General features: G+C 57.7%; 22 protein-coding genes. 20 read left to right on the plus strand and 2 right to left on the minus strand.

Annotation, left to right across the window (positions count from 1 at the left end):
* Positions 1-66: 66 nt before the first annotated feature.
* Complete coding sequence (mutH, locus tag I6L48_RS06815; protein ID WP_113069602.1) at positions 67-741, minus strand: DNA mismatch repair endonuclease MutH; 675 nt, start codon at positions 739-741, stop codon at positions 67-69.
* Between the two features lie 731 nt (positions 742-1,472).
* Between mutH and rppH the strand changes: the two genes are divergently transcribed.
* From rppH to I6L48_RS06855, 8 genes are all read left to right on the plus strand, one after another.
* The gene (gene rppH / locus I6L48_RS06820) at positions 1,473-2,000 is read left to right on the plus strand and encodes an RNA pyrophosphohydrolase (RefSeq protein WP_010673089.1); all 528 of its coding nucleotides are present in this window, start codon (positions 1,473-1,475) and stop codon (positions 1,998-2,000) included.
* 13 nt (positions 2,001-2,013) lie between these two features.
* Positions 2,014-4,293, plus strand: a complete 2,280-nt coding sequence (ptsP, locus tag I6L48_RS06825; RefSeq protein ID WP_216987883.1) for a phosphoenolpyruvate--protein phosphotransferase — start codon at positions 2,014-2,016, stop codon at positions 4,291-4,293.
* Positions 4,294-4,359: 66 nt separating this feature from the next.
* Entirely contained in the window at positions 4,360-5,184 is an 825-nt protein-coding gene (lgt, locus tag I6L48_RS06830) for a prolipoprotein diacylglyceryl transferase (protein WP_039039982.1), read from the plus strand.
* A complete protein-coding gene (gene thyA / locus I6L48_RS06835; protein WP_042014892.1) occupies positions 5,184-5,978 on the plus strand; it encodes a thymidylate synthase in 795 nt (264 codons plus the stop codon). Before lgt ends, thyA begins: the two co-directional genes overlap by 1 nt.
* A gap of 277 nt (positions 5,979-6,255) precedes the next feature.
* Complete coding sequence (nhaA, locus tag I6L48_RS06840) at positions 6,256-7,446, plus strand: Na+/H+ antiporter NhaA (RefSeq protein ID WP_010673093.1); 1,191 nt, start codon at positions 6,256-6,258, stop codon at positions 7,444-7,446.
* Positions 7,443-7,847 (plus strand): hypothetical protein, encoded by a 405-nt coding sequence (locus tag I6L48_RS06845; protein WP_041201435.1) that lies wholly within the window; start codon positions 7,443-7,445, stop codon positions 7,845-7,847. The genes nhaA and I6L48_RS06845 overlap by 4 nt, the downstream gene beginning before the upstream one ends.
* Entirely contained in the window at positions 7,834-8,766 is a 933-nt protein-coding gene (gene nhaR, locus I6L48_RS06850; RefSeq protein ID WP_010673095.1) for a transcriptional activator NhaR, read from the plus strand. Before I6L48_RS06845 ends, nhaR begins: the two co-directional genes overlap by 14 nt.
* 48 nt (positions 8,767-8,814) lie before the next feature.
* A complete protein-coding gene (locus tag I6L48_RS06855) occupies positions 8,815-9,117 on the plus strand; it encodes a metalloregulator ArsR/SmtB family transcription factor (protein ID WP_029313781.1) in 303 nt (100 codons plus the stop codon).
* Positions 9,118-9,165: 48 nt separating this feature from the next.
* On the opposite strand, the gene rpsT is transcribed toward I6L48_RS06855, so the two are convergent.
* On the minus strand, positions 9,166-9,429 hold the full coding sequence (rpsT, locus tag I6L48_RS06860) for a 30S ribosomal protein S20 (RefSeq protein ID WP_005308808.1): 264 nt from the start codon (positions 9,427-9,429) through the stop codon (positions 9,166-9,168).
* Positions 9,430-9,620: 191 nt separating this feature from the next.
* On the opposite strand from rpsT, the gene murJ reads away from it, so the two are divergent.
* From murJ to I6L48_RS06920, 12 genes are all read left to right on the plus strand, one after another.
* Entirely contained in the window at positions 9,621-11,183 is a 1,563-nt protein-coding gene (gene murJ, locus I6L48_RS06865) for a murein biosynthesis integral membrane protein MurJ (RefSeq protein WP_104451887.1), read from the plus strand.
* Positions 11,184-11,393: 210 nt separating this feature from the next.
* Positions 11,394-12,368: a bifunctional riboflavin kinase/FAD synthetase gene (gene ribF / locus I6L48_RS06870; protein WP_010673098.1), complete on the plus strand. Its 975-nt coding sequence runs from the start codon at positions 11,394-11,396 to the stop codon at positions 12,366-12,368.
* On the plus strand, positions 12,368-15,229 hold the full coding sequence (gene ileS / locus I6L48_RS06875) for an isoleucine--tRNA ligase (protein WP_216987884.1): 2,862 nt from the start codon (positions 12,368-12,370) through the stop codon (positions 15,227-15,229). Before ribF ends, ileS begins: the two co-directional genes overlap by 1 nt.
* Positions 15,229-15,732: a signal peptidase II gene (lspA, locus tag I6L48_RS06880; RefSeq protein WP_216987885.1), complete on the plus strand. Its 504-nt coding sequence runs from the start codon at positions 15,229-15,231 to the stop codon at positions 15,730-15,732. Before ileS ends, lspA begins: the two co-directional genes overlap by 1 nt.
* Positions 15,729-16,181: an FKBP-type peptidyl-prolyl cis-trans isomerase gene (fkpB, locus tag I6L48_RS06885; protein WP_102949169.1), complete on the plus strand. Its 453-nt coding sequence runs from the start codon at positions 15,729-15,731 to the stop codon at positions 16,179-16,181. The genes lspA and fkpB overlap by 4 nt, the downstream gene beginning before the upstream one ends.
* Complete coding sequence (gene ispH, locus I6L48_RS06890) at positions 16,181-17,116, plus strand: 4-hydroxy-3-methylbut-2-enyl diphosphate reductase (RefSeq protein WP_039039990.1); 936 nt, start codon at positions 16,181-16,183, stop codon at positions 17,114-17,116. The genes fkpB and ispH overlap by 1 nt, the downstream gene beginning before the upstream one ends.
* A 110-nt stretch (positions 17,117-17,226) precedes the next feature.
* Positions 17,227-17,634 carry a type IVa pilus pseudopilin TppA gene (gene tppA / locus I6L48_RS06895; protein ID WP_041210959.1) on the plus strand — a complete coding sequence of 136 codons (408 nt, stop codon included), beginning with the start codon at positions 17,227-17,229 and terminating at the stop codon, positions 17,632-17,634.
* Positions 17,635-17,637: 3 nt separating this feature from the next.
* Positions 17,638-18,201, plus strand: coding sequence for a type IV pilus modification protein PilV (gene pilV / locus I6L48_RS06900; protein ID WP_029313786.1), 564 nt, complete (start codon positions 17,638-17,640; stop codon positions 18,199-18,201).
* Complete coding sequence (locus I6L48_RS06905; RefSeq protein ID WP_113069608.1) at positions 18,198-19,199, plus strand: PilW family protein; 1,002 nt, start codon at positions 18,198-18,200, stop codon at positions 19,197-19,199. Before pilV ends, I6L48_RS06905 begins: the two co-directional genes overlap by 4 nt.
* A complete protein-coding gene (gene tppD / locus I6L48_RS06910) occupies positions 19,196-19,639 on the plus strand; it encodes a type IVa pilus pseudopilin TppD (RefSeq protein ID WP_049636457.1) in 444 nt (147 codons plus the stop codon). Before I6L48_RS06905 ends, tppD begins: the two co-directional genes overlap by 4 nt.
* Before the next feature lie 65 nt (positions 19,640-19,704).
* The gene (locus I6L48_RS06915) at positions 19,705-23,226 is read left to right on the plus strand and encodes a pilus assembly protein (RefSeq protein ID WP_254203244.1); all 3,522 of its coding nucleotides are present in this window, start codon (positions 19,705-19,707) and stop codon (positions 23,224-23,226) included.
* The gene (locus tag I6L48_RS06920; protein WP_113069609.1) at positions 23,223-23,507 is read left to right on the plus strand and encodes a TapY2 family type IVa secretion system protein; all 285 of its coding nucleotides are present in this window, start codon (positions 23,223-23,225) and stop codon (positions 23,505-23,507) included. Before I6L48_RS06915 ends, I6L48_RS06920 begins: the two co-directional genes overlap by 4 nt.
* Positions 23,508-23,520 lie beyond the last annotated feature (13 nt).

Here is a 23,520-nt window from a genome sequence, read left to right on the forward strand (position 1 = left end):
GGCTGCGAAGAAAGTAGCGCTGGTTATTTTTATATCACTCTATGACAAGGATGTTGATAAGCAGGATCAAAGGGGGAGGGCAAAATGGCGCTGCAGGAGTTGATGGGTGAACTCGATCTTGAGGTAGAAGCCCCGTGGTAGCGTCATGATGGGTTGGCCATTGCGGCCGATGGCGCGGGTCAGCGCCTTGCTGTTGGCCGCCTTGGGGCGTAGCTGCAATACCTGGCCGTGGCGGGCGCTGATCTGCTCCACTTCCCCCAGCACTATCATGTCCATCAGCTCTTCCCAGTCCTGGCGCAGCAGTCCTTCTTCCTCTTCATTCGGGCTCCACAGCAGCGGCATGCCGACGCGACGGTCGCCGACAGGGATGTCGCGGCTGCCTTCCACCGGGATCCAGAGCACCCGCGACAGCTTGTTGCGCACGTTCGACTCCTCCCAGCGCTGGCCGCTGACCCCGATGAGGGGGGCCACGCAGACAAAGGTGGTTTCCAGCGGGCGCCCTTGAGGATCGATGGGGATCGTCTTGAGCTCGATACCGAGATCCGGAAAATCCTGCTCGGGACGGCTACCTGCACTGGCCCCCAGCTGCCACTCGATCAACTGCCCTGTCCAGCCCTTGTCACGCCTGAGATCCCGCGGTACGGGGATGCCCGCCGTTGCGGCAAGCTGGGCCAGAGTGAAGCCAGCCATGGCGTAGGCTCGACTGAGCAGCTCTTGTTCTGACTGGGGATTGGCGGGCATGAGGGCTCCTCTGGAGATAATAGACATCGCAATACGGATCCTTGCATGGTATCGCTGATTTTATAACCGATCCTCGCCCGACTATACACAGGGAGACATGGGTGACAGAATTCAACATATCTAAATGATTTTAAAGGATTTTACTTTATTTATCCAGTATGTTGACCCGCCGGATCCCCGCATAAACGAGTTGTCCAAGGGTTTGTGCGAGCTGTTGCACACAGTTATCCACAGAAATCTTGGATAACTGGCGTAAAGTGGTGAAAGGAAGCGTGGCACCAGAAATAAATGTGAGAGTACGCCGATTTTCAGCGCCATTTCGGTGCAGATAATGCGCCATATCTGTGGATAAATCCGTCTTGGTGGATCTTTGAGCAGTCGAACTTGTTCACAATTAACAGGCTGGATCCTCTTAGGCAAAAGACATGGATCTTGATCCAGCAATTAAACTATAACCTTATGTATTTAAATGTATATTTTGTTTTTAAGTGAATCGGGTATGATATGCTTCCGTGCAATGCCACAGTATAAAACTACTGTATATACCTGCTTGATCACAGGTTTATGCACAGTCTGGGTGGGCAACTTGCCTAGCATGAACCTTCAATTTGTTTATAACTTTGCTTGAAATGCCAAGTTATTCATGAATGGAAGATGACAGTCCCTGTTTGCCGCCACGGGGTGAATGTGGAACAATCTCGTTATAGATTCAGCCTTTATAAGGTGATCACGTGATAGATGGTGACGGATTTCGTCCCAATGTCGGCATCGTGATCTGTAACCGTGACGGACAAGTATTGTGGGCTAAGCGCTATGGGCAGCACTCCTGGCAGTTTCCGCAGGGGGGGGTTGATGATGGTGAATCGCCGGAACAGGCCATGTATCGTGAGCTGTATGAGGAGATAGGCCTCAAGCAGGACGATGTGACCATACTGGCGACCAGTCGCAACTGGCTGAAGTATCGCTTACCCAAACGACTCGTCCGCTGGGACAGTTCACCGGTCTGTATTGGCCAGAAGCAGAAATGGTTTTTGTTGCAGCTCGATCCTGGCAAAGAGTCCAGGATCCAGTTTGGCTGTCATGGTCACCCGGAATTTGATGATTGGCGTTGGGTCAGCTTCTGGTACCCGGTTCGTCAGGTCGTCTCCTTCAAGCGGGAGGTTTACCGCCGGGTGATGAAGGAGTTTGCCCCGCTGGCCATGCCAGTCCCCGTGGTGCAGGCTAACCGAAAAGATGGGCGGCGCAACCGCTCGCGTTAAGGAGCACAACTAGTTGCTGACGGAACTCAGACGCATCGTGGAAAGCATGGCCGAGGCCAACACCCTCGAACAGGCCTTGCAAGCATTGGTGAGCCAGACCCGGCTCGCCATGACGGTGGACTGCTGCTCCGTCTACGTGGCCGAGCCGGACATGCGCCGCTATCGACTGGCTGCGACCGATGGTCTGGCCGAATCGGCCGTGGGCAAGGCCACCCTGCCGTTCGAGCAGGGTATCGTCGGCTTGGTGGGTCAGCGTGAAGAGCTGATCAACCTGGCCGATGCCCCCTCTCACCCCAGTTTCAAGTTCCTGCCCGATGTGGCGGAAGAGGCGTTTCGCTCCTTCCTCGGCGCTCCCATCATGCATCAGCGTCAGGTAGTGGGGATTCTGGTCGTGCAGCAAAAGGAGAGCCGCCTCTTCGATGAGGGGGAGGAGTCCTTCATGGTCACCCTGGCGGCTCAGCTGGCTGCCCGCATCGCCCAGGCCCAGGCCAAGGGGTGGCTGCAGAAGACCGACTGGAGCAAGCCGCTGCGCGGTATTGCCGGGGCGAGTGGCATCGCCATCGCCAAGGCCTGGGTGTGGCGTCCGCGCAAGGCACTCAATACCATCACGCCGCGCAAGGACGAGGATCATGCCAAGCAGCTTGCCCGTCTCGAGCTGGCGGTGGAGGAAGTGCGCCACGATCTGGAGAGCCTGGCACTGCGTTTTCGCGAGAGCTACAGCCAGGACTCGGTCGCCATCTTCGACATCTATCTGCACCTGCTAAACGATCCCGGCTACATCAAGCCCATCCGCAACAAGGTCAGCAAGGAACACTGGACGGCGATCTCGGCGGTCAAACTCATCAGCGATCGGCTGATAGAGCAGTTCAAGGGGATGAAGGATCCCTATCTGCGGGAGCGCTCCACCGATGTGAAAGACATCGCCCAGCGGCTCATCAGCCGGCTGGTGCAGGACGAACCCGAGCAGCTCACCATCGGCGAACCCGTGGTGCTGGTCGCCGATGAAGTGACGGCCACCATCCTTGCGGAGATCCCGAGGGAATTTCTGAACGGTGTGGTGTCGCTCAAGGGCGGGACCAACTCCCATGCCGCCATCCTGGCCCGTGCCATGGGGGTGGCGGCCATCATGGGGGTGGATCTGCCCCTCGGTGACATCGGCGGGCGCACTCTGGTCATCGATGGCTACAGCGGCGATCTCTTCATCGAACCCAACCAAGTGATCCTGACCGAGTACCGGCAACTGCTGAGTGAGGAGCGGGCACTCGACACCCTGGTGCGTAGCGTCGACAACCAGCCCTCCGAGACCGCCGACGGCACCAAGGTCTCTCTGCTGCTCAACGCAGGGCTGAGTGCGGATACCGAGATCTCCCTCAATCATCTGGCGGACGGGGTCGGGCTCTATCGCACCGAGATCCCCTTCATGCTGCAGGACAGCTTCCCTTCGGAGTGGGAGCAGACTGCCCGCTATCGCGGGATCCTGGAAACCTATCGGGATCGCCCGGTTTGCATGCGGACTCTGGACGTGGGGGGGGACAAGCAACTGCCCTATTTCCCCATCGTGGAGGAAAATCCCTTCCTTGGTTGGCGGGGGATCCGGCTCACCCTGGATCACCCCGAACTCTTCCTGGTGCAGCTCAAGGCCATGTTGCGGGCCAGCGAAGGGCTGGACAATCTGGCCATCATGCTGCCGATGATCAGCAGCGTCAGTGAAATCAAGGCCTCCCGTCGTCTGCTGGATCAGGCGTGGCGCGAGGTGTCGGAAGAAGCGGCCAGCCGCGATGCGGTGATCCGCTACCCCAGTCTCGGGGTGATGATCGAAGTCCCCTCCGCGCTGTACATCCTGCCGGAGATGGCGCCGCTCATCGACTTCTGGTCGGTGGGCAGCAACGACCTGACCCAGTACCTGCTGGCGGTGGATCGCAACAATGCCCGTGTCGCCAGCATCTACGATGCCTTCCATCCCGCGGTGATCCGCGCTTTGCAACTGTTGGTCGATGCCTCTCAGCGCTATCACAAGCCGGTCTCTGTTTGTGGCGAGCTGGCTGGCGATCCGGTCGGAGTGCTGCTGCTGCTGGCCATGGGCTATCGTCGTTTCAGCATGAATACCCACAACATCTCCCGCATCAAATACGTGCTGCGGCAATCCGACCTTGGCGAGTTGAAGGCGCTGATGGCGGATGGTCTCAAGCATGACAATCCTCACGTGCTGCGGGGCCTGTTTGCCCGATATCTGGAAGAGCACGGTCTGGGCGGATTGCTGCGGGCTGGGCACAAGGTCAGGCTGCCCGATTGATATTCCACCTTGTTACTGCGTAAGAATGATCGGAGAATGCGGCTTTTCTTATGATTGGGGCCGCCTATGCAGCACGACGGATATTGGGTTTTCTCGCAGATTGATCCCGTAGCATTCAGTTTGGGACCATTATCGGTACGCTGGTATGGTCTCATGTACCTGTTCGGTTTTGCCTTCGCCATGTGGCTGGCAGGTCGCCGCGCCGATGCACCCAATAGCGGCTGGACCCGCAACGAGGTATCCGACCTGCTGTTCTACGGCTTTCTCGGGGTGATCCTGGGAGGGCGCATCGGTTACGTGCTGTTCTATAACTTCGATCTCTTCCTCGCCGACCCGACCTATCTGTTCAAGATATGGACCGGTGGCATGTCGTTCCACGGTGGCCTCATCGGGGTGATCACCGCCATGATCTGGTTTGCCCACAAAACCCAGCGCCACTTCTTCACCGTGGCGGATTTCGTGGCGCCGCTGATTCCGTTCGGCCTCGGTGTTGGCCGCATCGGCAACTTCATGAACGGCGAGCTGTGGGGTCGGGTGACCGATGTCCCCTGGGCAATCATCTTCCCCGAGGCTGGCCCCGAGCCGCGTCACCCGTCCCAGCTCTATCAGTTCGCGCTGGAAGGGGTGGTGCTCTTCATCATCCTGAACCTGTTCTGGCGCAAGCACCCACCACGTGGCGCCATTTCCGGGATGTTCCTGCTCTTCTACGGTCTGTTCCGCTTCCTGGTGGAGTTTGTTCGTCAGCCTGACAGCCAGCTGGGTCTCTACTTCAATGAGATCAGCATGGGCCAGATCCTCTCTACCCCGATGATAGTGGCGGGTGCGCTCATGGTCTGGGCCGCCTACAAGCAGCCCCGTCTGTTCGGCAATGCACCCAAGGAGGCGAAGTAATGCGTGCCTATCTCGACCTGATGCAGAAAATTCTGGATGAAGGGACCGTCAAATCCGATCGCACCGGGACCGGGACCGTCTCCCTGTTCGGTCATCAGATGCGCTTCAACCTGGCCGAGGGATTCCCGCTGGTGACCACCAAGAAGTGCCACCTGCGCTCCATCATTCACGAGCTGCTCTGGTTCCTCAACGGCGATACCAACACCGCCTATCTGAAAGAGCACGGTGTCAGCATCTGGGACGAGTGGGCCGACGAGCACGGTGATCTGGGGCCTGTCTATGGTGCCCAGTGGCGCTCCTGGCCGGCGGCCGATGGGTCTGTCATCGACCAGATCCAGAAGGCGGTGGATGACATCCAGCACAACCCGGATTCCCGCCGCATCATCGTCTCCGCCTGGAACGTGGGCGAGCTGGACAAAATGGCGTTGGCACCCTGCCACGCCTTCTTCCAGTTCTATGTGGCGGATGGCAAGCTCTCCTGCCAGCTCTACCAGCGCAGTTGTGATGTCTTCCTTGGCCTGCCGTTCAACATTGCCAGCTATGCGCTGCTGACCCACATGATGGCGCAGCAGTGCGATCTGGAAGTGGGGGACTTTGTCTGGACCGGCGGCGACGTGCACCTCTACTCCAACCACATGGAGCAGACGGCACTGCAACTCACCCGCGAGCCGCGCCCTTTGCCGCAACTGGTGATCAAGCGCAAACCTGACTCCATCTTCGATTACAGATTCGAGGATTTCGAGATCCAGGGCTATGATCCCCATCCTGGGATCAAGGCGCCTGTCGCCATTTGAGTATGTTATGAGTACGGGGCGAGCCCCGTCTCTCAGGTGACGATGAATCGACACTCAGCTATTAGAGGCGCCTGCGGGCGCCTTTTTGCATTTTTGTGAATTAATATGCAATTTTCGGGCTGGGAGGCGGCTCCTGAAAAGGGGAGATAACCTGCTTATAGCAGGCATTATCTGTTTTGCTTTCGGTTTTTTCGTTGTTATCAGCCGTAAGAAACGATTTTTCATTGAGCTACTCGAGCCCTAGACTGAAAAGATGCAATTTTATGGGTAGTTAGATATGAGCGATGTATTCAAGCGTTTTCTCAAACTGGAGTCCGCTTCCGGGATCATTCTGATCCTGGCCGCCCTGCTTGCCATCGGCCTGGCCAATTCGGCGCTGGCGCAACACTATCAGAGCTTCCTCAATACCGAGGTGCAGGTTCGCATCGCGGCCCTCGACATCAACAAGCCGCTGCTGCTCTGGATCAATGATGGCTTCATGGCGATCTTCTTCCTGCTGGTGGGTCTCGAGGTGAAGCGAGAGATGCTGGAGGGAGCGCTTTCCTCCCGGGTGCAGGCAACCTTCCCGGCCATTGCTGCCGTGGGGGGTATGTTGGCACCGGCCCTCATCTATAGCTTCTTCAACTACGGAGACGAGGCTACCCGTGCTGGCTGGGCGATTCCGGCCGCCACCGACATCGCCTTCGCTCTCGGGGTCATGGCGCTGCTGGGCAAGCGGGTACCGACCAGCCTCAAGGTCTTCTTGCTGGCGCTGGCTATCATGGACGATCTGGGGGTCATCATCATCATTGCCCTCTTCTACACCCAGCAACTGTCGCTGACTGCGCTGGCGATAGGTGTGGTGGCCACCCTGGCCTTGCTCTGGATGAATCGCCGTGGTGAGGACAGGATTGGACTCTATATGCTGGTCGGCCTGGTGCTCTGGGTTGCCGTGCTCAAGTCCGGTGTCCATGCGACCCTGGCGGGGGTCATCGTGGGCTTCATGATCCCCCTCAACGGCAAGCGTTACGCATCGCCACTCAAGCATCTGGAGCATGTGCTGCACCCCTGGAGCGCCTTCCTGATCCTGCCACTTTTCGCTTTCGCCAACGCCGGGGTATCGCTGGAGGGGATCTACTTCTCGGCTCTGCTCAATCCGCTCCCCATGGGGATCATCCTGGGGCTCTTCGTCGGCAAGCCGCTCGGGATTTTCACCATCAGCTGGCTGGCAGTGAAATCAGGCATTGCCCAACTGCCGCAAGGAGTGAACTTCAGACAGATCTTTGCCGTCAGCATTCTGTGTGGCATCGGCTTTACCATGTCGATGTTTATCGCATCGCTGGCATTCGAGCATGGCGGACTGGACTACGGCAGCTACTCGCGCCTCGGGATCCTGGCAGGTTCCACGCTCGCGGCTGTGATCGGTTACATCGCACTGCGGATATCGCTGCCCAATCGGGAGGCGAATCAAAGTACGGAGGGGTTATGAGAAAACTAGGATGGTTAGTCATGCTGGCGAGCCCTGCAATCTGGGCAAATGGCCTGGTCGATTGTCAGCGGGATGCCACCTCGGCAAGTTGCTCTGCCTATCTCAACGGGGTGGTCGACAGCGCACTCATGCTGGGGGACTCACAGGTAAAAGCCCGGTTCGGAGAGACCTTCGCCGAACGGGCACTGAGCAGTCGTGCCGGCGAGCGAGTCAAGCTGTCCAACAAGCGCTATTGCACCGAGCGAATGCCGGATGCCGGTCGTCTCAAGGCCCATCTGCAGGCACAGTTCGACGCGAACAAGGTTGACTCGATCAGCGACATGTATGACATTCTGGCGGTTGAACTCAGCTGCTACCGGAGCCCGCCTGGCGCGGGAACCCCATCGGATGTCACACCTTAACTACAACCATCTCTACTATTTTTGGATGACTCAGAAGAAGGGCTCCGTCACGCAGGCGGCGGAAGCCCTCTTTTTGACTCCGCAGACCGTGACCGGTCAGATCAAGCTGCTCGAACAGCGTCTTGGCGGCAAGTTGCTGATCAGAAAGGGGCGCTCCCTTGAGGCCACCGAGCTTGGCCAACTGGTGTTTCGCTATGCGGACAAGATGTTCAGCCTCTCCTACGAGATGCTGGATATCGTCAACTACCGCAAGGAGAGCCAGATCCTGTTCGACGTGGGCATCGCCGATGCACTCTCCAAGCGTCTTGCCAGCCGGGTACTGCTCTCCGTGATCCCCAATGATGGTTCCATTCACCTGCGCTGCTTCGAGTCGACCCATGAACTGCTCCTGGAGCAGTTGAGCGAGCACAAGCTCGACATGATCCTCTCTGATTGCCCGGTGGACTCCAGCCAGCATGCCGGGTTGCTGTCCAAGCGTCTGGGGGGATGCGGCGTCAGTTTCTTCTGCAAGGCGCCTCTGCCCTCCCAGCCTTTCCCTGCTTGCCTGGAAGAGCGCAAGCTGCTCATCCCGGGCCGCCGTACCGCCATGGGTCGTCAACTGACCCAGTGGTTCGAGCAGCAGGGGATTTCCCCCAGTATTCTGGGAGAATTCGATGATGCGGCGCTGATGAAGGCGTTCGGCTTCTTCAATCAGGGCATCTTCATGGCTCCGACCATCTATCGGGAAGAGATCCTGGAGGGGGAGGAGGTGATGCTGCTAGGTGAAACCCAGGATCTGATGGAGGAGTATTACGTCATCTTTGCCGAGCGGATGATCCAACATCCTGCGGTCAAGCGAGTATGCGAGAGTGATTTCTCCTTCCTCTTTGCCGGGCAGGAGGATTTCACGGCCATTCAGCCGGCAAGCCTCTCGTTTTAAATCGACGGTGACGGCGCTATGATGCCTGTCTTGGAAGAGGAGGGTGAGATGCAATTGGAAGAAATGGAAGCGAATGCCGGGCGTGCCGTCACCCTGCTCAAGGCATTGGCCAATGAACGGCGGCTGTTTATCTTGTGCCAGTTGCTGGATAGGGAGCTGTCGGTCGGCGAGCTGAACGAGGTATTGGGATTGAGCCAGTCAGCCATGTCGCAGCATCTGGCGGTGTTGCGCCGGGATGAGCTAGTGGCGACGAGGAAGGAAGCCCAGACGGTCTATTATTCCCTGCGCAGCCATGAAGTGCGTGAGATGATCGGACTGTTGCACAGACTGTACTGTAGCGACCCCAAATAAAAAACCGGCACTAGGCCGGTTTTTTCAGCTTTCATCAGCGGATGCTGATTAAGCCATGGCTTTGATCTGGGCAGACAGGCGGCTCTTGTGACGAGCAGCTTTGTTCTTGTGGATCAGGCCTTTGGTCGCCATACGATCCATGATCGGCTGAGCAACAGCGAAAGCGGCAGTGGCAGCAGCCTTGTCACCAGAGGCGATGGCAGCGATCACTTTCTTCAGGTAGGTACGGGTCATGGAACGACGGCTGGCGTTGTGCTGACGACGTTTCTCTGACTGAAGAGCACGCTTCTTAGCAGATTTGATGTTAGCCAAGGTAAAACTCCTAAAACTGTCTTAGCGAGTGTATTGAAAAGGCCCGGAAATATGCCTTCCCAACCACATATTGTCAAATGATTTGTGCAAATAAACACCGCCCCCCGGTGGTGTGTCAGATGGGAGACGGTTAAACTGTCGGCCGATTCTAACAGCATTCTTTTCTTTCCGACAGTTCCAGAGGCCTCGTCTTGAGTAAGAAATTGATCAAATCCGGCATGATAGTGTCCGGAATGACGCTAGCATCCCGTGTGATGGGCTTGGTGCGCGATGTGGTCATCGCCAATTTGCTCGGTGCCGGGGTGGCCGCAGACGTCTTCTTCTTCGCCAATCGCATTCCCAACTTCTTGCGCCGTCTCTTTGCCGAAGGGGCATTCAACCAGGCCTTCGTGCCCGTGATGACGGAGTACAAGAAAAACGGTGACGAGCAGGCGGTTCGCGAGTTGCTGGCGGCGGTGGCGGGCACCCTGGGTGGTATCGTCACCGTGGTCACCTTGCTCGGGGTGCTGGGTTCCGGTGTCCTGACGGCCCTCTTTGGCTGGGGCTGGTTCTGGGACTGGCTGCATGGCGGACCGGCGGCGGAGAAGTTCGAGCTGGCCAGTCTGATGCTCAAGATCACCTTCCCCTACCTCTGGTTCATCACCTTCACCGCCATGGCGGGGGCCATTCTCAATACCTTTGGCCGTTTTGCCGTGTCCTCCTTCACGCCGGTATTCCTCAACATCACCATGATTGCGGCGGCCTGGTGGATCGCGCCCTTGATGGAGCGCCCCGAAATCTCCCTGGCGATCGGTGTCTTCCTCGGCGGTCTGGTCCAGTTTTTGTTCCAGTATCCTTTTCTGCGCCAGCTCAACATGCTGGTCTGGCCCAAGTGGGGTTGGCACCATCCCGGGGTGGTGAAGATCCGTACCCTGATGATCCCGGCCCTGTTCGGCGTCTCGGTCAGCCAGATCAACCTGCTGATCAACACCATGCTGGCGTCGTTCCTGGCTACCGGTGCCATCAGCTATCTCTACTACTCTGACAGGTTGCTGGAGTTTCCCCTCGGCCTCTTTGCGGTGGCCATCAGCACGGTGATCCTGCCTGCCCTGGCCAGGAAACACGTGGATGCGGATCCGGCTGATTTCTCTCGCACCATGGATTGGGGGGTGCGCATGGTGATGCTGCTCGGCTTGCCAGCCATGGTCGGAATCGCCGTACTGCGCGAGCCCATACTGCGGGTACTTTTCATGCGCGGTGAGTTCGGTCTGCACGAGGTGAGCATGTCCAGTGCCAGCCTGCTGGCCTCCACTACGGGGCTGCTCTCCTTGATGCTCATCAAGGTGCTGGCCCCCGGTTATTACGCCCGTCAGGACACCAGGACGCCGGTGCGTATCGGCATCATGGCCATGGTTGCCAACATGGTGTGCAACCTCATCTTCATCTATCCGCTCGGCTACGTGGGGCTGGCTCTCGCCACCGCCTGTTCCGGCACCCTGAACGCCGCACTGCTGTTCAAGGGGCTCTATCAGCAGGATGTCTATCGCCCTTCCCGCAACACCGGGCTGTTCTGCCTCAAGCTCTTGGCGGCAACGGTCTTGATGGGGGGGCTTCTGGCCTATTTGTCACCGGATCTCGCCCAGTGGGGCGCCTGGAGCATGGGCAAGGCCAGCCTGGAGTTGACCCTGCTGCTCTGCCTGGGCGGAGCACTGTATGGCATTGTCCTCTTGGCATTGGGGATCCGGCCACGGCACCTGAGAGCCGATCAGCAATAAGGAGCCAGCTGCAAGGGAGGGGGACAGTACAGGGGAGATGGGGGAGCGGTCTCAGGGGCTGTCGAGTTGGCCCGCCAACGAGGTGCGATGCTCCTGGCCGAGTCCTAGAAGTGGGCGGGATGGCTAAATCGGCTCAACGGCAGGGCTGACCCTGCCTGCTGCCTGATATATAATCCGCCGATTTCCATGGCAGCAACGCACAAGGCACTGATGGAGCTTATTCGCGGCATTCACAATATCAAGCCCCGTCACCGGGGCTGTGTACTGACCATAGGCAACTTCGATGGGGTTCATCAGGGGCACCACGCGGTGTTGGCCCGTTTGCAGGAGAAGGCCGCCCAACTTGGCCTGCCCGCCTGCGTCATGTTGTTCGAACCCCAGCCGCTGGAGCTGTTTGCGGGCAGTGCCGCGCCCGCCCGCCTCAGCCGTTGGCGGGAGAAGTACGAAGCCCTCAAGGGAATGCAGATCGATCGCATGCTCTGCGTGCGTTTCACCCATCGTTTTGCCGAGCAGGCGGCCAGCACCTTCATCGAGCAACTGCTGGTGGAGAAACTCGGTGTGCACTATCTGGTGGTCGGCGACGATTTTCGCTTCGGCAAGGGGCGGGAAGGGGACTTCCACCTGCTGGAGGAGGCCGGTCGGCGCTTCGGGTTCGAGGTGATCAGCACCCAGAGTTTCCAGCTTTCCCGCCAGCGGGTCAGCAGTACGCTGGTGCGCGAGGCCCTGAAAGCGGGCCGCATGGCGGAGGTGGAGTTGATGCTCGGTCGCCCCTATGCCATCAGCGGCCGGGTGGCCCATGGCGACAAGCTGGGGCGCACCATAGGTTTTCCCACCGCGAATCTGGCCCTCAAACGCCAGGTTGTCCCGGTCGGTGGCGTGTTTGCGGTGGAAGTGATATGTTCCGGCAAGACTTTCCCCGGTGTCGCCAATGTGGGTGTACGTCCGACCTTGAGCGGTACACAAGCCAGATTGGAAGTACATCTATTTGATTTTTCTGGTGATCTATATGGTCAGCAGGTCAAGGTGCTGCTTCGCCACAAGCTGCGCGAAGAGCAGAAATTTGACTCTTTCACCGCCTTGAAAGAGCAGATCGAACGAGATGCCCTGGCGGCCCGAGCCTGGTTCGGGCTGCCACAATTTCATTTACCCAGCACTCTTTTAGAAAAGAAGGGAACCCAGGACTGATGAGCGACTATAAACACACCCTGAATCTGCCGGAAACCGAGTTTCCGATGCGTGGCGATCTGGCCAAACGCGAACCCAACATGTTGAAACGTTGGTACGATCAGGATCTTTACGGCGCCATTCGCCGCGCCAAAGCGGGCAAGCCTTCTTTCATTCTGCACGATGGCCCCCCCTATGCGAACGGCAGCATTCACATCGGTCACTCGGTCAACAAGATCCTCAAAGACATCATCATCAAGTCCAAAGGCCTCTCTGGCTTCGATTCCCCCTATGTACCGGGCTGGGATTGCCACGGTCTGCCCATCGAGCTGAAAGTGGAAGGCATGGTCGGCAAGCCGGGCGAGAAGGTTTCCGCCGCCGAGTTCCGCGCCGAGTGCCGCAAATACGCCAAAACCCAGATCGAAGCGCAGAAGACCGACTTCATCCGTCTGGGCGTGCTGGGTGACTGGGAACACCCCTACCTGACCATGGATTTTGGCACCGAAGCCAACATCATCCGCTCCATGGCCAAGATCGTTGAAAACGGCCACCTGCACAAAGGCTCCAAGCCGGTGCACTGGTGTACCGATTGCGGCTCCGCGCTGGCTGAAGCAGAAGTGGAGTACTACGACAAGAACTCCCCCTCCATCGACGTGCGCTTCAAGGCCGTCGACGAGGCTGCCGTTGCCGCCAAGTTTGATTGCGCCGAAGACCACACCGGCAAGGGCGCGCTCTCTGCCGTGATCTGGACGACCACCCCGTGGACCCTGCCGGCCAACCGCGCCATCGCCATGCATGCCGATCTCGACTACGCACTGGTGCAGGTTGAGGGCGACAATCCCGAGCGTCTGATCCTGGCCGCCGAGCTGGTGAAGGATGTGATGGATCGCGCCGGCATCGAGCACTTCCACAACCTGGGCTACGCCAAGGGTGCCGCACTCGAGCTGCTGCGCTTCAACCACCCCTTCTACAGCTTCGACGTGCCTGTGGTGCTGGGTGACCACGTCACTCTGGACGCCGGTACCGGCGCGGTGCACACCGCCCCTGGCCACGGTCAGGAAGACTTCGTGGTCGGTCAGAAGTACGGTCTGGAAGTGGCCAACCCGGTTGGCAGCAACGGCGTATATCTGCCGGATACCGAACTGTTTGCCGGCCAGCACGTGTTCAAGGCCAATGCGGCCGTGGTCGAGGTGCTGACCGAGCGCGGCGCCCTGCTGCATCACAAGGTATTCAACCACTCCTACCCGCATTGCTGGCGTCACAAGACCCCGATCATCTTCCGTGCCACCCCCCAGTGGTTCATCAGCATGGAGCAGAAGGGTCTGCGCAAGCGGGCTCTGGAAGAGATCGAGCGTATCGAGACTCAGGGCATTGCCGAACACGGCCAGAGCGGCTGGGTCCCGGCCTGGGGCAAGAATCGCATTCAGGCGATGGTCGAGAACCGTCCCGACTGGTGTATCTCCCGTCAGCGTACCTGGGGCGTGCCCATCTCCCTGTTCGTTCACAAGGATACCCAGGCGCTGCACCCGGATTCCGTGCGCCTGATGGAAGAGGTGGCCAAGCGGGTCGAGCAGTCCGGCATCCAGGCTTGGTGGGATCTGGACAAGGCCGAGCTGCTGGGCGCCGATGCCGACAACTATGAGAAGGTGCCCGACACCCTGGACGTCTGGTTTGACTCCGGTTCTACCCACGCCTCCGTGGTCGACGCCCGTCCCGAGTTCAACGGCAAGCCGGCCGACATGTATCTGGAAGGCTCTGACCAGCACCGTGGCTGGTTCATGTCATCGCTCATGATCGGCGTGGCGATGAAAGACAAGGCTCCATACAACCAGGTGCTGACTCATGGCTTCACCGTGGATGGTCAGGGCCGCAAGATGTCCAAGTCCATCGGCAACGTGGTTAGCCCGCAAGATGTAATGAACAAGCTGGGTGCCGACATCCTGCGTCTGTGGGTAGCGAGCACTGACTACACCGGTGAGATGACCGTCTCTGACGAGATCCTCAAGCGCTCCGCCGACGCCTATCGTCGTATCCGCAACACTGCCCGTTTCCTGCTGGCCAACCTGAACGGTTTCAATCCGGCGACCGACATGGTGTCGCCTGCCGACATGGTGGTGGTGGATCGCTGGGCAGTGGGCCGTGCCAAAGCGGTACAGGCCGAGATCGTGGCCGCGTTCGATGAGTACAACTTCCACGGCGTGACCCAGAAGCTGATGCAGTTCTGCTCCATCGAGATGGGTTCCTTCTATCTGGACGTCATCAAGGATCGTCAGTACACAGCCAAGGCCGACAGCCTGGCCCGTCGCTCCTGCCAGACCGCCCTCTATCACATCGCCGAAGCCATGGTGCGTTGGATGGCGCCCATCATGAGCTTCACTGCCGACGAGATCTGGGCCCTGCTGCCGGGCGAGCGCGGCGAGTTCGTGTTCACCGAGGAGTGGTACGACGGCCTGTTCGGGCTGGAAGAGGGCGAAGTGCTGAACGACGAGTTCTGGGCCGAGATCCTCACCGTGCGCGGTGAAGTGAACAAGGCGCTGGAAGTGGCCCGTGGCGAGAAGCGCATCGGCGGTTCTCTGCAGGCCGAAGTGACCCTGTTCGCCAAGCCTGAGCTGGCCGCGCGTCTGAACGCATTGGCCGATGAGCTGCGCTTTGTGCTGCTCACCTCCAAGGCCAGGGTGGTCAGCGTCGATGCTGCACCGGCAGAGGCAGTGGCGACCGAGCGCGATGACCTGTGGCTCTGCGTTGCCCAGTCTGCCGCCGCCAAGTGCGACCGCTGCTGGCACCATGTAGAGGACGTGGGTACCATCGCGGGTCACGAAGAGATCTGTGGCCGCTGCGTCACCAACGTCGAGGGTGACGGCGAAACGCGTCAATTTGCCTGATGAACATGACTCAACATAAAAGCGGCCTGCGTTGGCTGTGGCTGGCGGTGCTGGCCTTCGTACTGGACCAGACGAGCAAGCTCGCCGTGGTCAAACTGCTGCCATTTGGCTACCCGGGGGTGGAGATCACCCCCTTCTTCAACCTGGTCCACGTCTACAACAAGGGCGCTGCTTTCAGCTTCCTGGCAGATCAGGGGGGCTGGCAGCGCTGGTTCTTCGCCGTGCTGGCGTTCGCCATCTGCGGCCTGCTGATCCACTGGCTGCGCAAGCAGTCGGTCACCCAGCGCTGGAGCGGTATCGCCTACAGCCTGATCATCGGCGGGGCGCTCGGCAACGTGTTTGACCGGCTGGTGCTGGGCCATGTGGTCGACTTCCTCGACTTTTACTGGCAGCGCGCCCACTGGCCGGCGTTCAATCTGGCCGACAGCTTCATCTTCATCGGTGCCGCCATGATCGTGCTGGACGGCTTCCGTGGCGAGAAAAAACAGGACGCGATCTCATGAGCCAGCTGATTGCTGCGGACAGCAGTGTGCTGTTCCATTTCTCTATCAAACTGGAAGATGGCTCGGTGGCCGACAGCACGGCGCTGCACGGCAAGCCTGCCCGCCTGCGGATGGGAGACGGCAGCCTGACGCCGAGCTTCGAGCAATGCCTGCTGGGGCTGCGCGAAGGGGAGAGCAAGAGCTTTACCCTGGCGCCGGAAGAGGCGTTCGGCCTCTCCAATCCCGACAACATCTACCATCTCGATCGCGCCAAGTTCGGTAACGAAGTTGAGCCCAAGGTGGGTACCATCATTCTGTTCGACCAGCCCAACGGCAGCGAACTGCCCGGAATCATCCGGGCGGTGGAAGGGATGTCGGTCACGGTCGATTTCAACCACCCCCTGGCCGGTCACACTGTCACCTTCGAGGTGGAGATCCTGGGGGTTGATGACGAGGAGAAGGTGAACTGATGGATATTCTGCTGGCTAACCCCCGTGGCTTCTGTGCCGGTGTCGACCGGGCCATCAGCATTGTCGAGAGCGCGCTGGAGAAGTTCGGTGCCCCGATCTATGTCCGTCATGAGGTGGTGCACAACCGCTACGTGGTGAACAAGCTCAAGGAGGCGGGCGCCGTTTTCGTCGAAGAGCTGGACGAGGTGCCGGATGACAGCATCGTCATCTTCTCCGCTCACGGTGTCGCCAAGGTTGTGCGCGAGATGGCCAAATCCCGCGCCCTCAAGGTGTTCGATGCCACCTGTCCGCTGGTGACCAAGGTGCACATGGAGGTCCATCGCGCCAGTCGCAAGGGCTCCGAAGCCGTGCTCATCGGCCATGCCGGCCACCCCGAGGTGATCGGCACCATGGGACAGTACGAGAACAGTGAGGGGGGCATGTATCTGGTGGAGACGCCGGAAGATGTGGCCAAACTCAAAGTGAAGAACCCGGACGATCTCTGTTTCGTCACCCAGACCACCCTGAGCGTGGACGAGACCTCGGATGTCATCGATGCGTTGCGTGCGCACTTCCCCAAGATCCAGGGGCCGCGCAAGGATGACATCTGCTATGCCACCCAGAACCGCCAGGATGCGGTGCGGGAGATGGCCGGGCTGGTGGACGCCATGCTGGTGGTGGGGTCGCGCAACTCTTCCAACTCCAACCGTCTGCGGGAGCTGGCCGAGAAGGTGGGTGCCAAGGCCTACCTCATCGACGATGCCTCCATGATTGAGCCGCAATGGCTGGACGGGGTTGCCCGTATCGGTGTCACGGCGGGTGCGTCAGCCCCCGATGTGCTTGTTCAGAATGTCATTGCCCGTCTGCGCGAGCTGGGAGGCAAGATAGTGACCGAGCATCCTGGCCGGGAAGAGAATGTGGTGTTTGAAGTGCCGCCCGAGCTTAGAATTATTTGAATGTGGCCAGGATGGCCTGAGAATAAAGAGTTATGTTCCTGATGCCGGATTTGTCGTTGCGACCTATCCGGCATTAGACTATATGAACCGCCAGTCACCAAGGATGGGTTATGATTGGGTTCTATCGAGGCTTTTCTCTCATTGAATTGATGATTGTCGTCGCAATCGTGGCGATTCTTGGCACTATTGCCTATCCCTCCTATCAGCGTTACCTGCTGTCCAGCCACCGAATTGATGCCAAAAAAATGCTGTTGGACGCCGCCAACAGACAAGAAACCTATTTTATGGACTTCAATCGGTATACCTCATCCGCAGCCGATTTGAATATCCCGGAGAACTCTGAATCCGGCTTCTATCACCTGGTCATCTCAGCCGGGGTCAATACATACATCCTGTTTGCCACGGCCTCTGGTGCGCAGGGGTCAGACAGCGACTGCATCATTTTCTCCATCGACCAGGATGGCACCCGGAGTGCCACCCGGCTCGGGGATACCGTCAACAATGCTTGCTGGGACTAGGCGATGAAACCACTGCACCATCGACACACGAGGGGATTCAGCCTGCTGGAGGTGATGATTGCGGCCGTGGTGCTCTCCTTCGGCTTGCTGGGATTGGTTGCCATGCAGGTCACCGCCAAGTTTTCCAGCTACGAAGCGCGTCAGCGCACCATCGCCAACTGGCTGGCCAATGATCTGGTGGAACGCGCCAGGATCAACAAAGACAGCTGGGCTGGTCAGGGAACGACAGTGGTATCCGGCAACGCGATCCTGGATATGCCGAGCTGTGCCAACAACAATGGCACCATGTCGGATTGCAGCAGGACAGAGCGGCAGGCACTGGACCTCTTCTACTGGCAGCAGTCCCTGCTGGGAACCGCGGTATCCGGTGCCGCGTCACCTCTGCAATCTCCGGTCGGCTGCGTGATTCGTGGCGCCAACAACAGTTTGACCATAGGGATCTTCTGGCAGGGGCGGGAGTCTTTGTCCGATGGTGCCGGTGCAGTGGCCGCGGTGCGCAACAGTTGTGGGCTGGGCAATGCGGCAGACAGACAGAGGCGTCAGTTCGTACTGACGACCACACTATGAATGCCCGTGGCTTCACCCTGATTGAATGGCTGATTGCCATGTTGATCGGCGTATTTCTGGTCGGTGGCGGCTTGAGCATCTTCGTGGCTTCCCGTGCCACAACGGAGGATGCTTTCGATCAGAGCGAGTTGCAGGAGAACGGGCGTATCGCGATGCGCCTGGTGACCCAGGACCTGAAATGGGCGGGCTTTTGGGGGGACTACACCGGTTCCCCCATGGCAACGGGGCAAGGCGTGACTCTCAGCAGCGGGTCTGAGGTGCTTTCGGTGAACGATTGTCTGGACAATTTGGGGCGTGGCAGCTTGCCGCCCAGCGTGGGAACAAATCGGGGTGTCTGGGTCGCTCGGGTGGACAACAACAGGGCGATTAACGGGGGGGCTTTTGCCTGTATTCCCGTGACGTCACGTGTTGCCAATACGGATGTCATCAGCATCAAGCGATTGATTGGGCAGCCCCTGGCCGATGCAGCAGCTACTGGCAATCGCTTCTATCTTGCTACTACGACGCAAGCGGCATTGATGTTCAAAGGGGGAGAAACAGTGCCCACGTTGACAAATATGCCGGCTCGTCAGCTCTGGGAATACCAGCACTTTATCTATTATCTCGCTCCCAATGCCGCAGGCAACCCGGAGCTGAGAAAGCGTTACCTGACTGCCAATGGGGGCTCGGTTCTGATCGGAGGCCCCATGGCGGAAGGGATTGAGCGCATGACGGTGCTGTTTGGTGTTGACGACACTCCTGTTGCCGATGGGGTCATTGATCGCTATGTCGCATCTACAAACGTGACCGAGCAGGAATGGAGCGAAGGGCGTGTCGTTGCTGCCCGTGTCTTTATTCTGGTGCGGTCGTCGCAAGCATCCAGCAGCTATGTGAACAACAACATCTATCAGGTAGGCAGTACCAGCGTATCAGGCAATGGGGATGGATTTCGTCGTTTGCTGCTGGAGAGCAGCGTGTCGCTGCGCAACCCGGTGGTCATGACTGGAGGTGGTTCATGAGGTCTCAGCACGGCGTTGCCCTGATCGTCGCTCTGATCATCCTGGTACCTCTGACGCTGATCGCCGTGGTGGTGATGCAGTCCTCCGGGCAGGATCTCAAGATGGCAGGCTCTGCGGCCAATTTCAGGCAGGCAGAACACAGACTGGAAGGCATCATCGAAGCAGCGGTACAGAGCAATAACATATCGACGGTGATTGCAGGCATGGGGTCTGCGCTGGGGGCGAGTGCTGCCATCAGTGTCAATAGCAGCAATAATTCAGCCAGTGTGGCCCTCACGAATCGCACGGAAACTGTCTGCAAACGCAAGGTGGATGCCAGCAGCAGCAATGTGATTCCTGTATGCAAATATGTCGAGCTACAGGCCGGTGTCAATTATGGAAAATATTCTCGCCCGCTGACCTGGACTGCGGGTGTGGAACAGCCACTGCTCACAAAATAGGAGCGAAGGATATGTGGTTACAACGATTCGGTTCAATTTTATGCTGGTGCAGTCTTGTTTTTGGCATGACGTCAACACGAGCCGATGACACCGAGCTTTTTATATACGACTTTAATAAGGCCGGTGATTTCAGACCTAAAGTGCTGCTGATATTTGATAACTCCGGCAGTATGAGAGATACCATGGAGCAGATCAAAGAGGCCTATAATCCTGCCACGGTATATCCCGCTCTGAGTAATGATCCGGATTCCAGTAATAGCAAAAATTATATCTATTTTTCAACAGATGGAAGCGTTCCTGCGATCAACACCAGCAGGCGATTTTCTGATAGGCTAAATGCCTGTGCGACTTCAAAAGCATCATTGTCGAACATTGGCTATTTTCAGTCGCAAATGTGGAGCTATGAAGTTACGAATGGTAGCCCACCAAATCGTGGTCGTGGGGAATGGAATTCGCTCAGTGGTGATCAAGAGAACGATATCAATCTGGTAGATTGCAAGCAGGATATTACATCAAGTAACCCGGCTAATCCCTACAGTGGCAGCTGGACGGTCGGGGCTGGTTATCCAGTAGATAAAGACAGTACTAGAAACGGCGAGTGGTTTTATACGGCAAACAAAAATAATGCCGTCAATGCCAGTAATACGGCTGTGACCATTTATTCTGCCAACTATATACGTTGGTATTATGGTCCAACAGGATACTCAGTGGAGTCTAGACTTCGTATTGCCAAGGATGCGGTGAAAGGCCTGATTTCATCCACGCCTGGGGTGGACTTTGGCCTAGCAGTATTTAATAGAAATGATGACACTGATAATAATGGCGGACGTATTGTCAGAGACATATTAGGCAGTGAGGTCACACTGGCAAATGGCAAGACGGGAGAGCAGGATCTGTTGGATCGGGTCGAAGCCCTGACAGCCAGTACCAACACTCCATTATGCGAGACGTTGAGTGAGGCGTATCGCTTCTTCGGGGGACGAAGCGTTGTTTATGGCTTGCAAGGAGGCACGAGAGACACGACCGCCGAAAGCCCGACAGGTACCTATCAAGCCCCCTATGACAACTGCTCAAACAACGGTTACGTCATATACATCACCGATGGGGAGCCGACTCAGGACGGGGATGCCAATACCTTTGTCCAGGGATTGATAAATACATTGTCCAGCGATGAAAAAGCAGCTTATGGCACTACCGTTTCTTATGGTTCGGGGAACAGGTCCAGCAGTTATCTGGCCGCATTGGCGGGCTATATGAAACACAAGGATGTGAATGCCGTTTCTCCTGGTACCCAGACAGTCACGACCTTTACCGTCGGGTTTGGTGACGAGGCGATCAGCGGGGCCGGTAATTTGCTTGCTGAAACCGCCCGTCGTGGTGGCGGCGTTTATTATCCGGCAACCAACGCCTCTGCCCTGAGTGATGCGTTGAAGGCGTCGCTGCTGGCGATCCTGCGGATCAATACCTCGCTGGTGTCCCCCGCTATTGCCAGCAACAACTTTGACCGGACTCGCAGTCTCAACAACATCTATTACGCCATGTTTGAGCCGGATGATGGTCCCAGATGGCGGGGCAATCTGAAAAAACTGATCTTTTCTCCTGACGGTTATGTGGCTGACAGCCGGGGACTGCCTGCTATCAAGTTTGATGGCACCATCATCGACAGTGCCCAGACGTTCTGGTCATCCGGCCGTGATGGCAACAAGGTGGCCGAAGGTGGGGCGCAAGAGATGTTGGCGGGGAAAAGCAATCGCAGTCTCTATGTCATCAACAATGCCCAGAACCGCCTCGATCAGCTGACCAAGGCCAATCTGGTAACGCAGGCTGGCAGTGAAGCCGCGCTCATGACCTTCATGCAGGCAGTTACGACGACTGAACTCGATTCCCTGATCAACTGGACCAAGGGGTTGGATGTCGACGATGAGGACTTTGATACATCAACCCTGATCCGCGCCCATATCATGGGTGACCCCCTGCACTCACGTCCCCTGGTGCTGAACTATGGCCCGCAATCCGGTAACCCGACAGATGCACCGGACTTGCGTATTCTGTTTGGGACCAATGCCGGTTTCCTGCATATGTTCAAGGACATGGGGAGCACCATAGACGAAAGCTGGGCGGCGATACCTTATGAGTTCATGGCCAATCAGAAGGCGCTGCGTCTCAATGCGGAATCAGCCGAACATATCTACGGTGTTGACTCTTCTCCGGTGGCCCTTATCAAAGATGCCAATCGCAACGGGGTGCTGAAATCCTCGGAGAGCGATTTTGTCTGGGTATTTACCGGCTTGAGGAGCGGCGGCAAAGCCTATTATGCATTCAACGTTTCCAGCCCGGATACGCCGACACTGAAGTGGCGTCTGAACAGTCTGACGACTGGTTTTGGTGAGCTGGGGCTGACCTGGTCGGTGCCGGAAGTCGCGTTTGTGCCGGGAGTCAGTGATCCCGTGCTCATCTTTGCTGGCGGTTATGACGTGAACAAGAGCGTGCTGGGACTGGGAACCAGTGACAGCATGGGCAGAGGTATCTACATCGTCAATGCCGATACAGGGGCGCTGATATTCAGTGCGACCCCTGCTGCGACTTCAACCAGCAACCTCAGGGTCACGGGGATGACCGACAGTATGCCCGGGTCGGTAGCTACGCTTGACAGCGATGGTGATGGCAAAGTCGATCGCATCTATGTGGGTGATACGGGGGGCAATATCTGGCGCATGGATCTCCCAAGCATCAACAAATCTGACTGGAGCGTCTTCAAATTTGCCAGCCTGGGGTCGGATGTCACTCAAGCCGATGATCGCCGTTTCTTCACCCAGCCTATTGTGGTGCGTACCATCAACAAGCAGGTCACCCGCACCGTTGTGGGAGGGAATGTGGTCTATTCCTATCAGGATCGTCCCTTTGATGCAGTGCTGATTGGGAGTGGAGATCGCAATCGCCCCTCATCGGAAGCGACCGTCCGCAATGGTTATTTCATGTTGCGTGATTATGATGTCGTGCCGCGTGCCGCCAATGCGCAGGCGAGAAGCCCCATTTTGATTACTGACCTTTATGATGTGACCTCTGATCCTTTGTCTGCCCAGACAAACACGGATGGAATATTGGCGACCAAGGCGGGAATTACCACAGCCAAAGGGTGGGTCAATTGGTTGAACGAACCGGGTGAGAAATCCATGGGGGCCGGGGTCGTACTTCAGGGCAAGCTTTACTTCACCTCGTTCCTGCCGCAAGTGCAGTCGTTCCAGCAATGCACCATTCAATCCATCGGGGCTGCACGCCAATACATGGTAGACATGCATTATGGCAGTTCCTTCCGTTATGTGGTTGATCTTGAAGGCAACCAGACACCTGAGCGTTATGTCGAAGTACAGAACAAGGTTGCCGACGATTTGGTGGTGCATGCAGGAGATGATGCCAAGATCCGCATTATTGGAGGCGGTGTCGGGGAAGAGGTCATCCTGAAAGATGAAGGGGATGGTGAGCCTGAGCGTTGTACCGGAGCGGGAGAGTGCAACCAGGGGGCAGAGGAGGCTGAGATGGATATGTCGCCCAAGAAAATTTACCTCTACGAAGGAGAGGCACAATGAAAACACGCAGCGGGGTGTTGGGTTTGTGCCTCTTGTTATCCGGGTCCGTCTTGGCAGATGACATAAAATGTTATGTCGAGCTGGTTAACGGCCAGAAGGTTGTCCTGCACGGCACTGTGGCAGACAACACGCCAAAGGCGGTGCAGGATAAATTCACACAAAGAGGATACGAGGTGGATGGTGCGGTACAGCCTGTGAAGAAAATCCTGGAATGCCGCACTGCGGAGGAAAATTTCCAGTCAAAAGAGGGTCAGCAACAGGATACCCGTCAACTGCGATAGCGAAGGACTTCAT

Origin of the sequence: Aeromonas sp. FDAARGOS 1418 (genome assembly GCF_019048585.1) — a bacterium.
Lineage (GTDB): Bacteria > Pseudomonadota > Gammaproteobacteria > Enterobacterales > Aeromonadaceae > Aeromonas > Aeromonas caviae.

Excerpts from the sequence above, each read along its gene's own strand:
- mutH (WP_113069602.1), bottom strand. The coding sequence starts at position 741 with ATGCCCGCCAATCCCCAGTCAGAACAAGAGCTGCTCAGTCGAGCCTAC.
- lgt (WP_039039982.1), top strand. The coding sequence starts at position 4,360 with ATGCAGCACGACGGATATTGGGTTTTCTCGCAGATTGATCCCGTAGCA.
- thyA (WP_042014892.1), top strand. The coding sequence starts at position 5,184 with ATGCGTGCCTATCTCGACCTGATGCAGAAAATTCTGGATGAAGGGACC.
- nhaA (WP_010673093.1), top strand. The coding sequence starts at position 6,256 with ATGAGCGATGTATTCAAGCGTTTTCTCAAACTGGAGTCCGCTTCCGGG.
- I6L48_RS06845 (WP_041201435.1), top strand. The coding sequence starts at position 7,443 with ATGAGAAAACTAGGATGGTTAGTCATGCTGGCGAGCCCTGCAATCTGG.
- nhaR (WP_010673095.1), top strand. The coding sequence starts at position 7,834 with ATGTCACACCTTAACTACAACCATCTCTACTATTTTTGGATGACTCAG.
- I6L48_RS06855 (WP_029313781.1), top strand. The coding sequence starts at position 8,815 with ATGCAATTGGAAGAAATGGAAGCGAATGCCGGGCGTGCCGTCACCCTG.
- ribF (WP_010673098.1), top strand. The coding sequence starts at position 11,394 with ATGGAGCTTATTCGCGGCATTCACAATATCAAGCCCCGTCACCGGGGC.
- ileS (WP_216987884.1), top strand. The coding sequence starts at position 12,368 with ATGAGCGACTATAAACACACCCTGAATCTGCCGGAAACCGAGTTTCCG.
- lspA (WP_216987885.1), top strand. The coding sequence starts at position 15,229 with ATGAACATGACTCAACATAAAAGCGGCCTGCGTTGGCTGTGGCTGGCG.
- fkpB (WP_102949169.1), top strand. The coding sequence starts at position 15,729 with ATGAGCCAGCTGATTGCTGCGGACAGCAGTGTGCTGTTCCATTTCTCT.
- ispH (WP_039039990.1), top strand. The coding sequence starts at position 16,181 with ATGGATATTCTGCTGGCTAACCCCCGTGGCTTCTGTGCCGGTGTCGAC.
- tppA (WP_041210959.1), top strand. The coding sequence starts at position 17,227 with ATGATTGGGTTCTATCGAGGCTTTTCTCTCATTGAATTGATGATTGTC.
- pilV (WP_029313786.1), top strand. The coding sequence starts at position 17,638 with ATGAAACCACTGCACCATCGACACACGAGGGGATTCAGCCTGCTGGAG.
- I6L48_RS06905 (WP_113069608.1), top strand. The coding sequence starts at position 18,198 with ATGAATGCCCGTGGCTTCACCCTGATTGAATGGCTGATTGCCATGTTG.
- tppD (WP_049636457.1), top strand. The coding sequence starts at position 19,196 with ATGAGGTCTCAGCACGGCGTTGCCCTGATCGTCGCTCTGATCATCCTG.
- I6L48_RS06915 (WP_254203244.1), top strand. The coding sequence starts at position 19,705 with ATGACGTCAACACGAGCCGATGACACCGAGCTTTTTATATACGACTTT.
- I6L48_RS06920 (WP_113069609.1), top strand. The coding sequence starts at position 23,223 with ATGAAAACACGCAGCGGGGTGTTGGGTTTGTGCCTCTTGTTATCCGGG.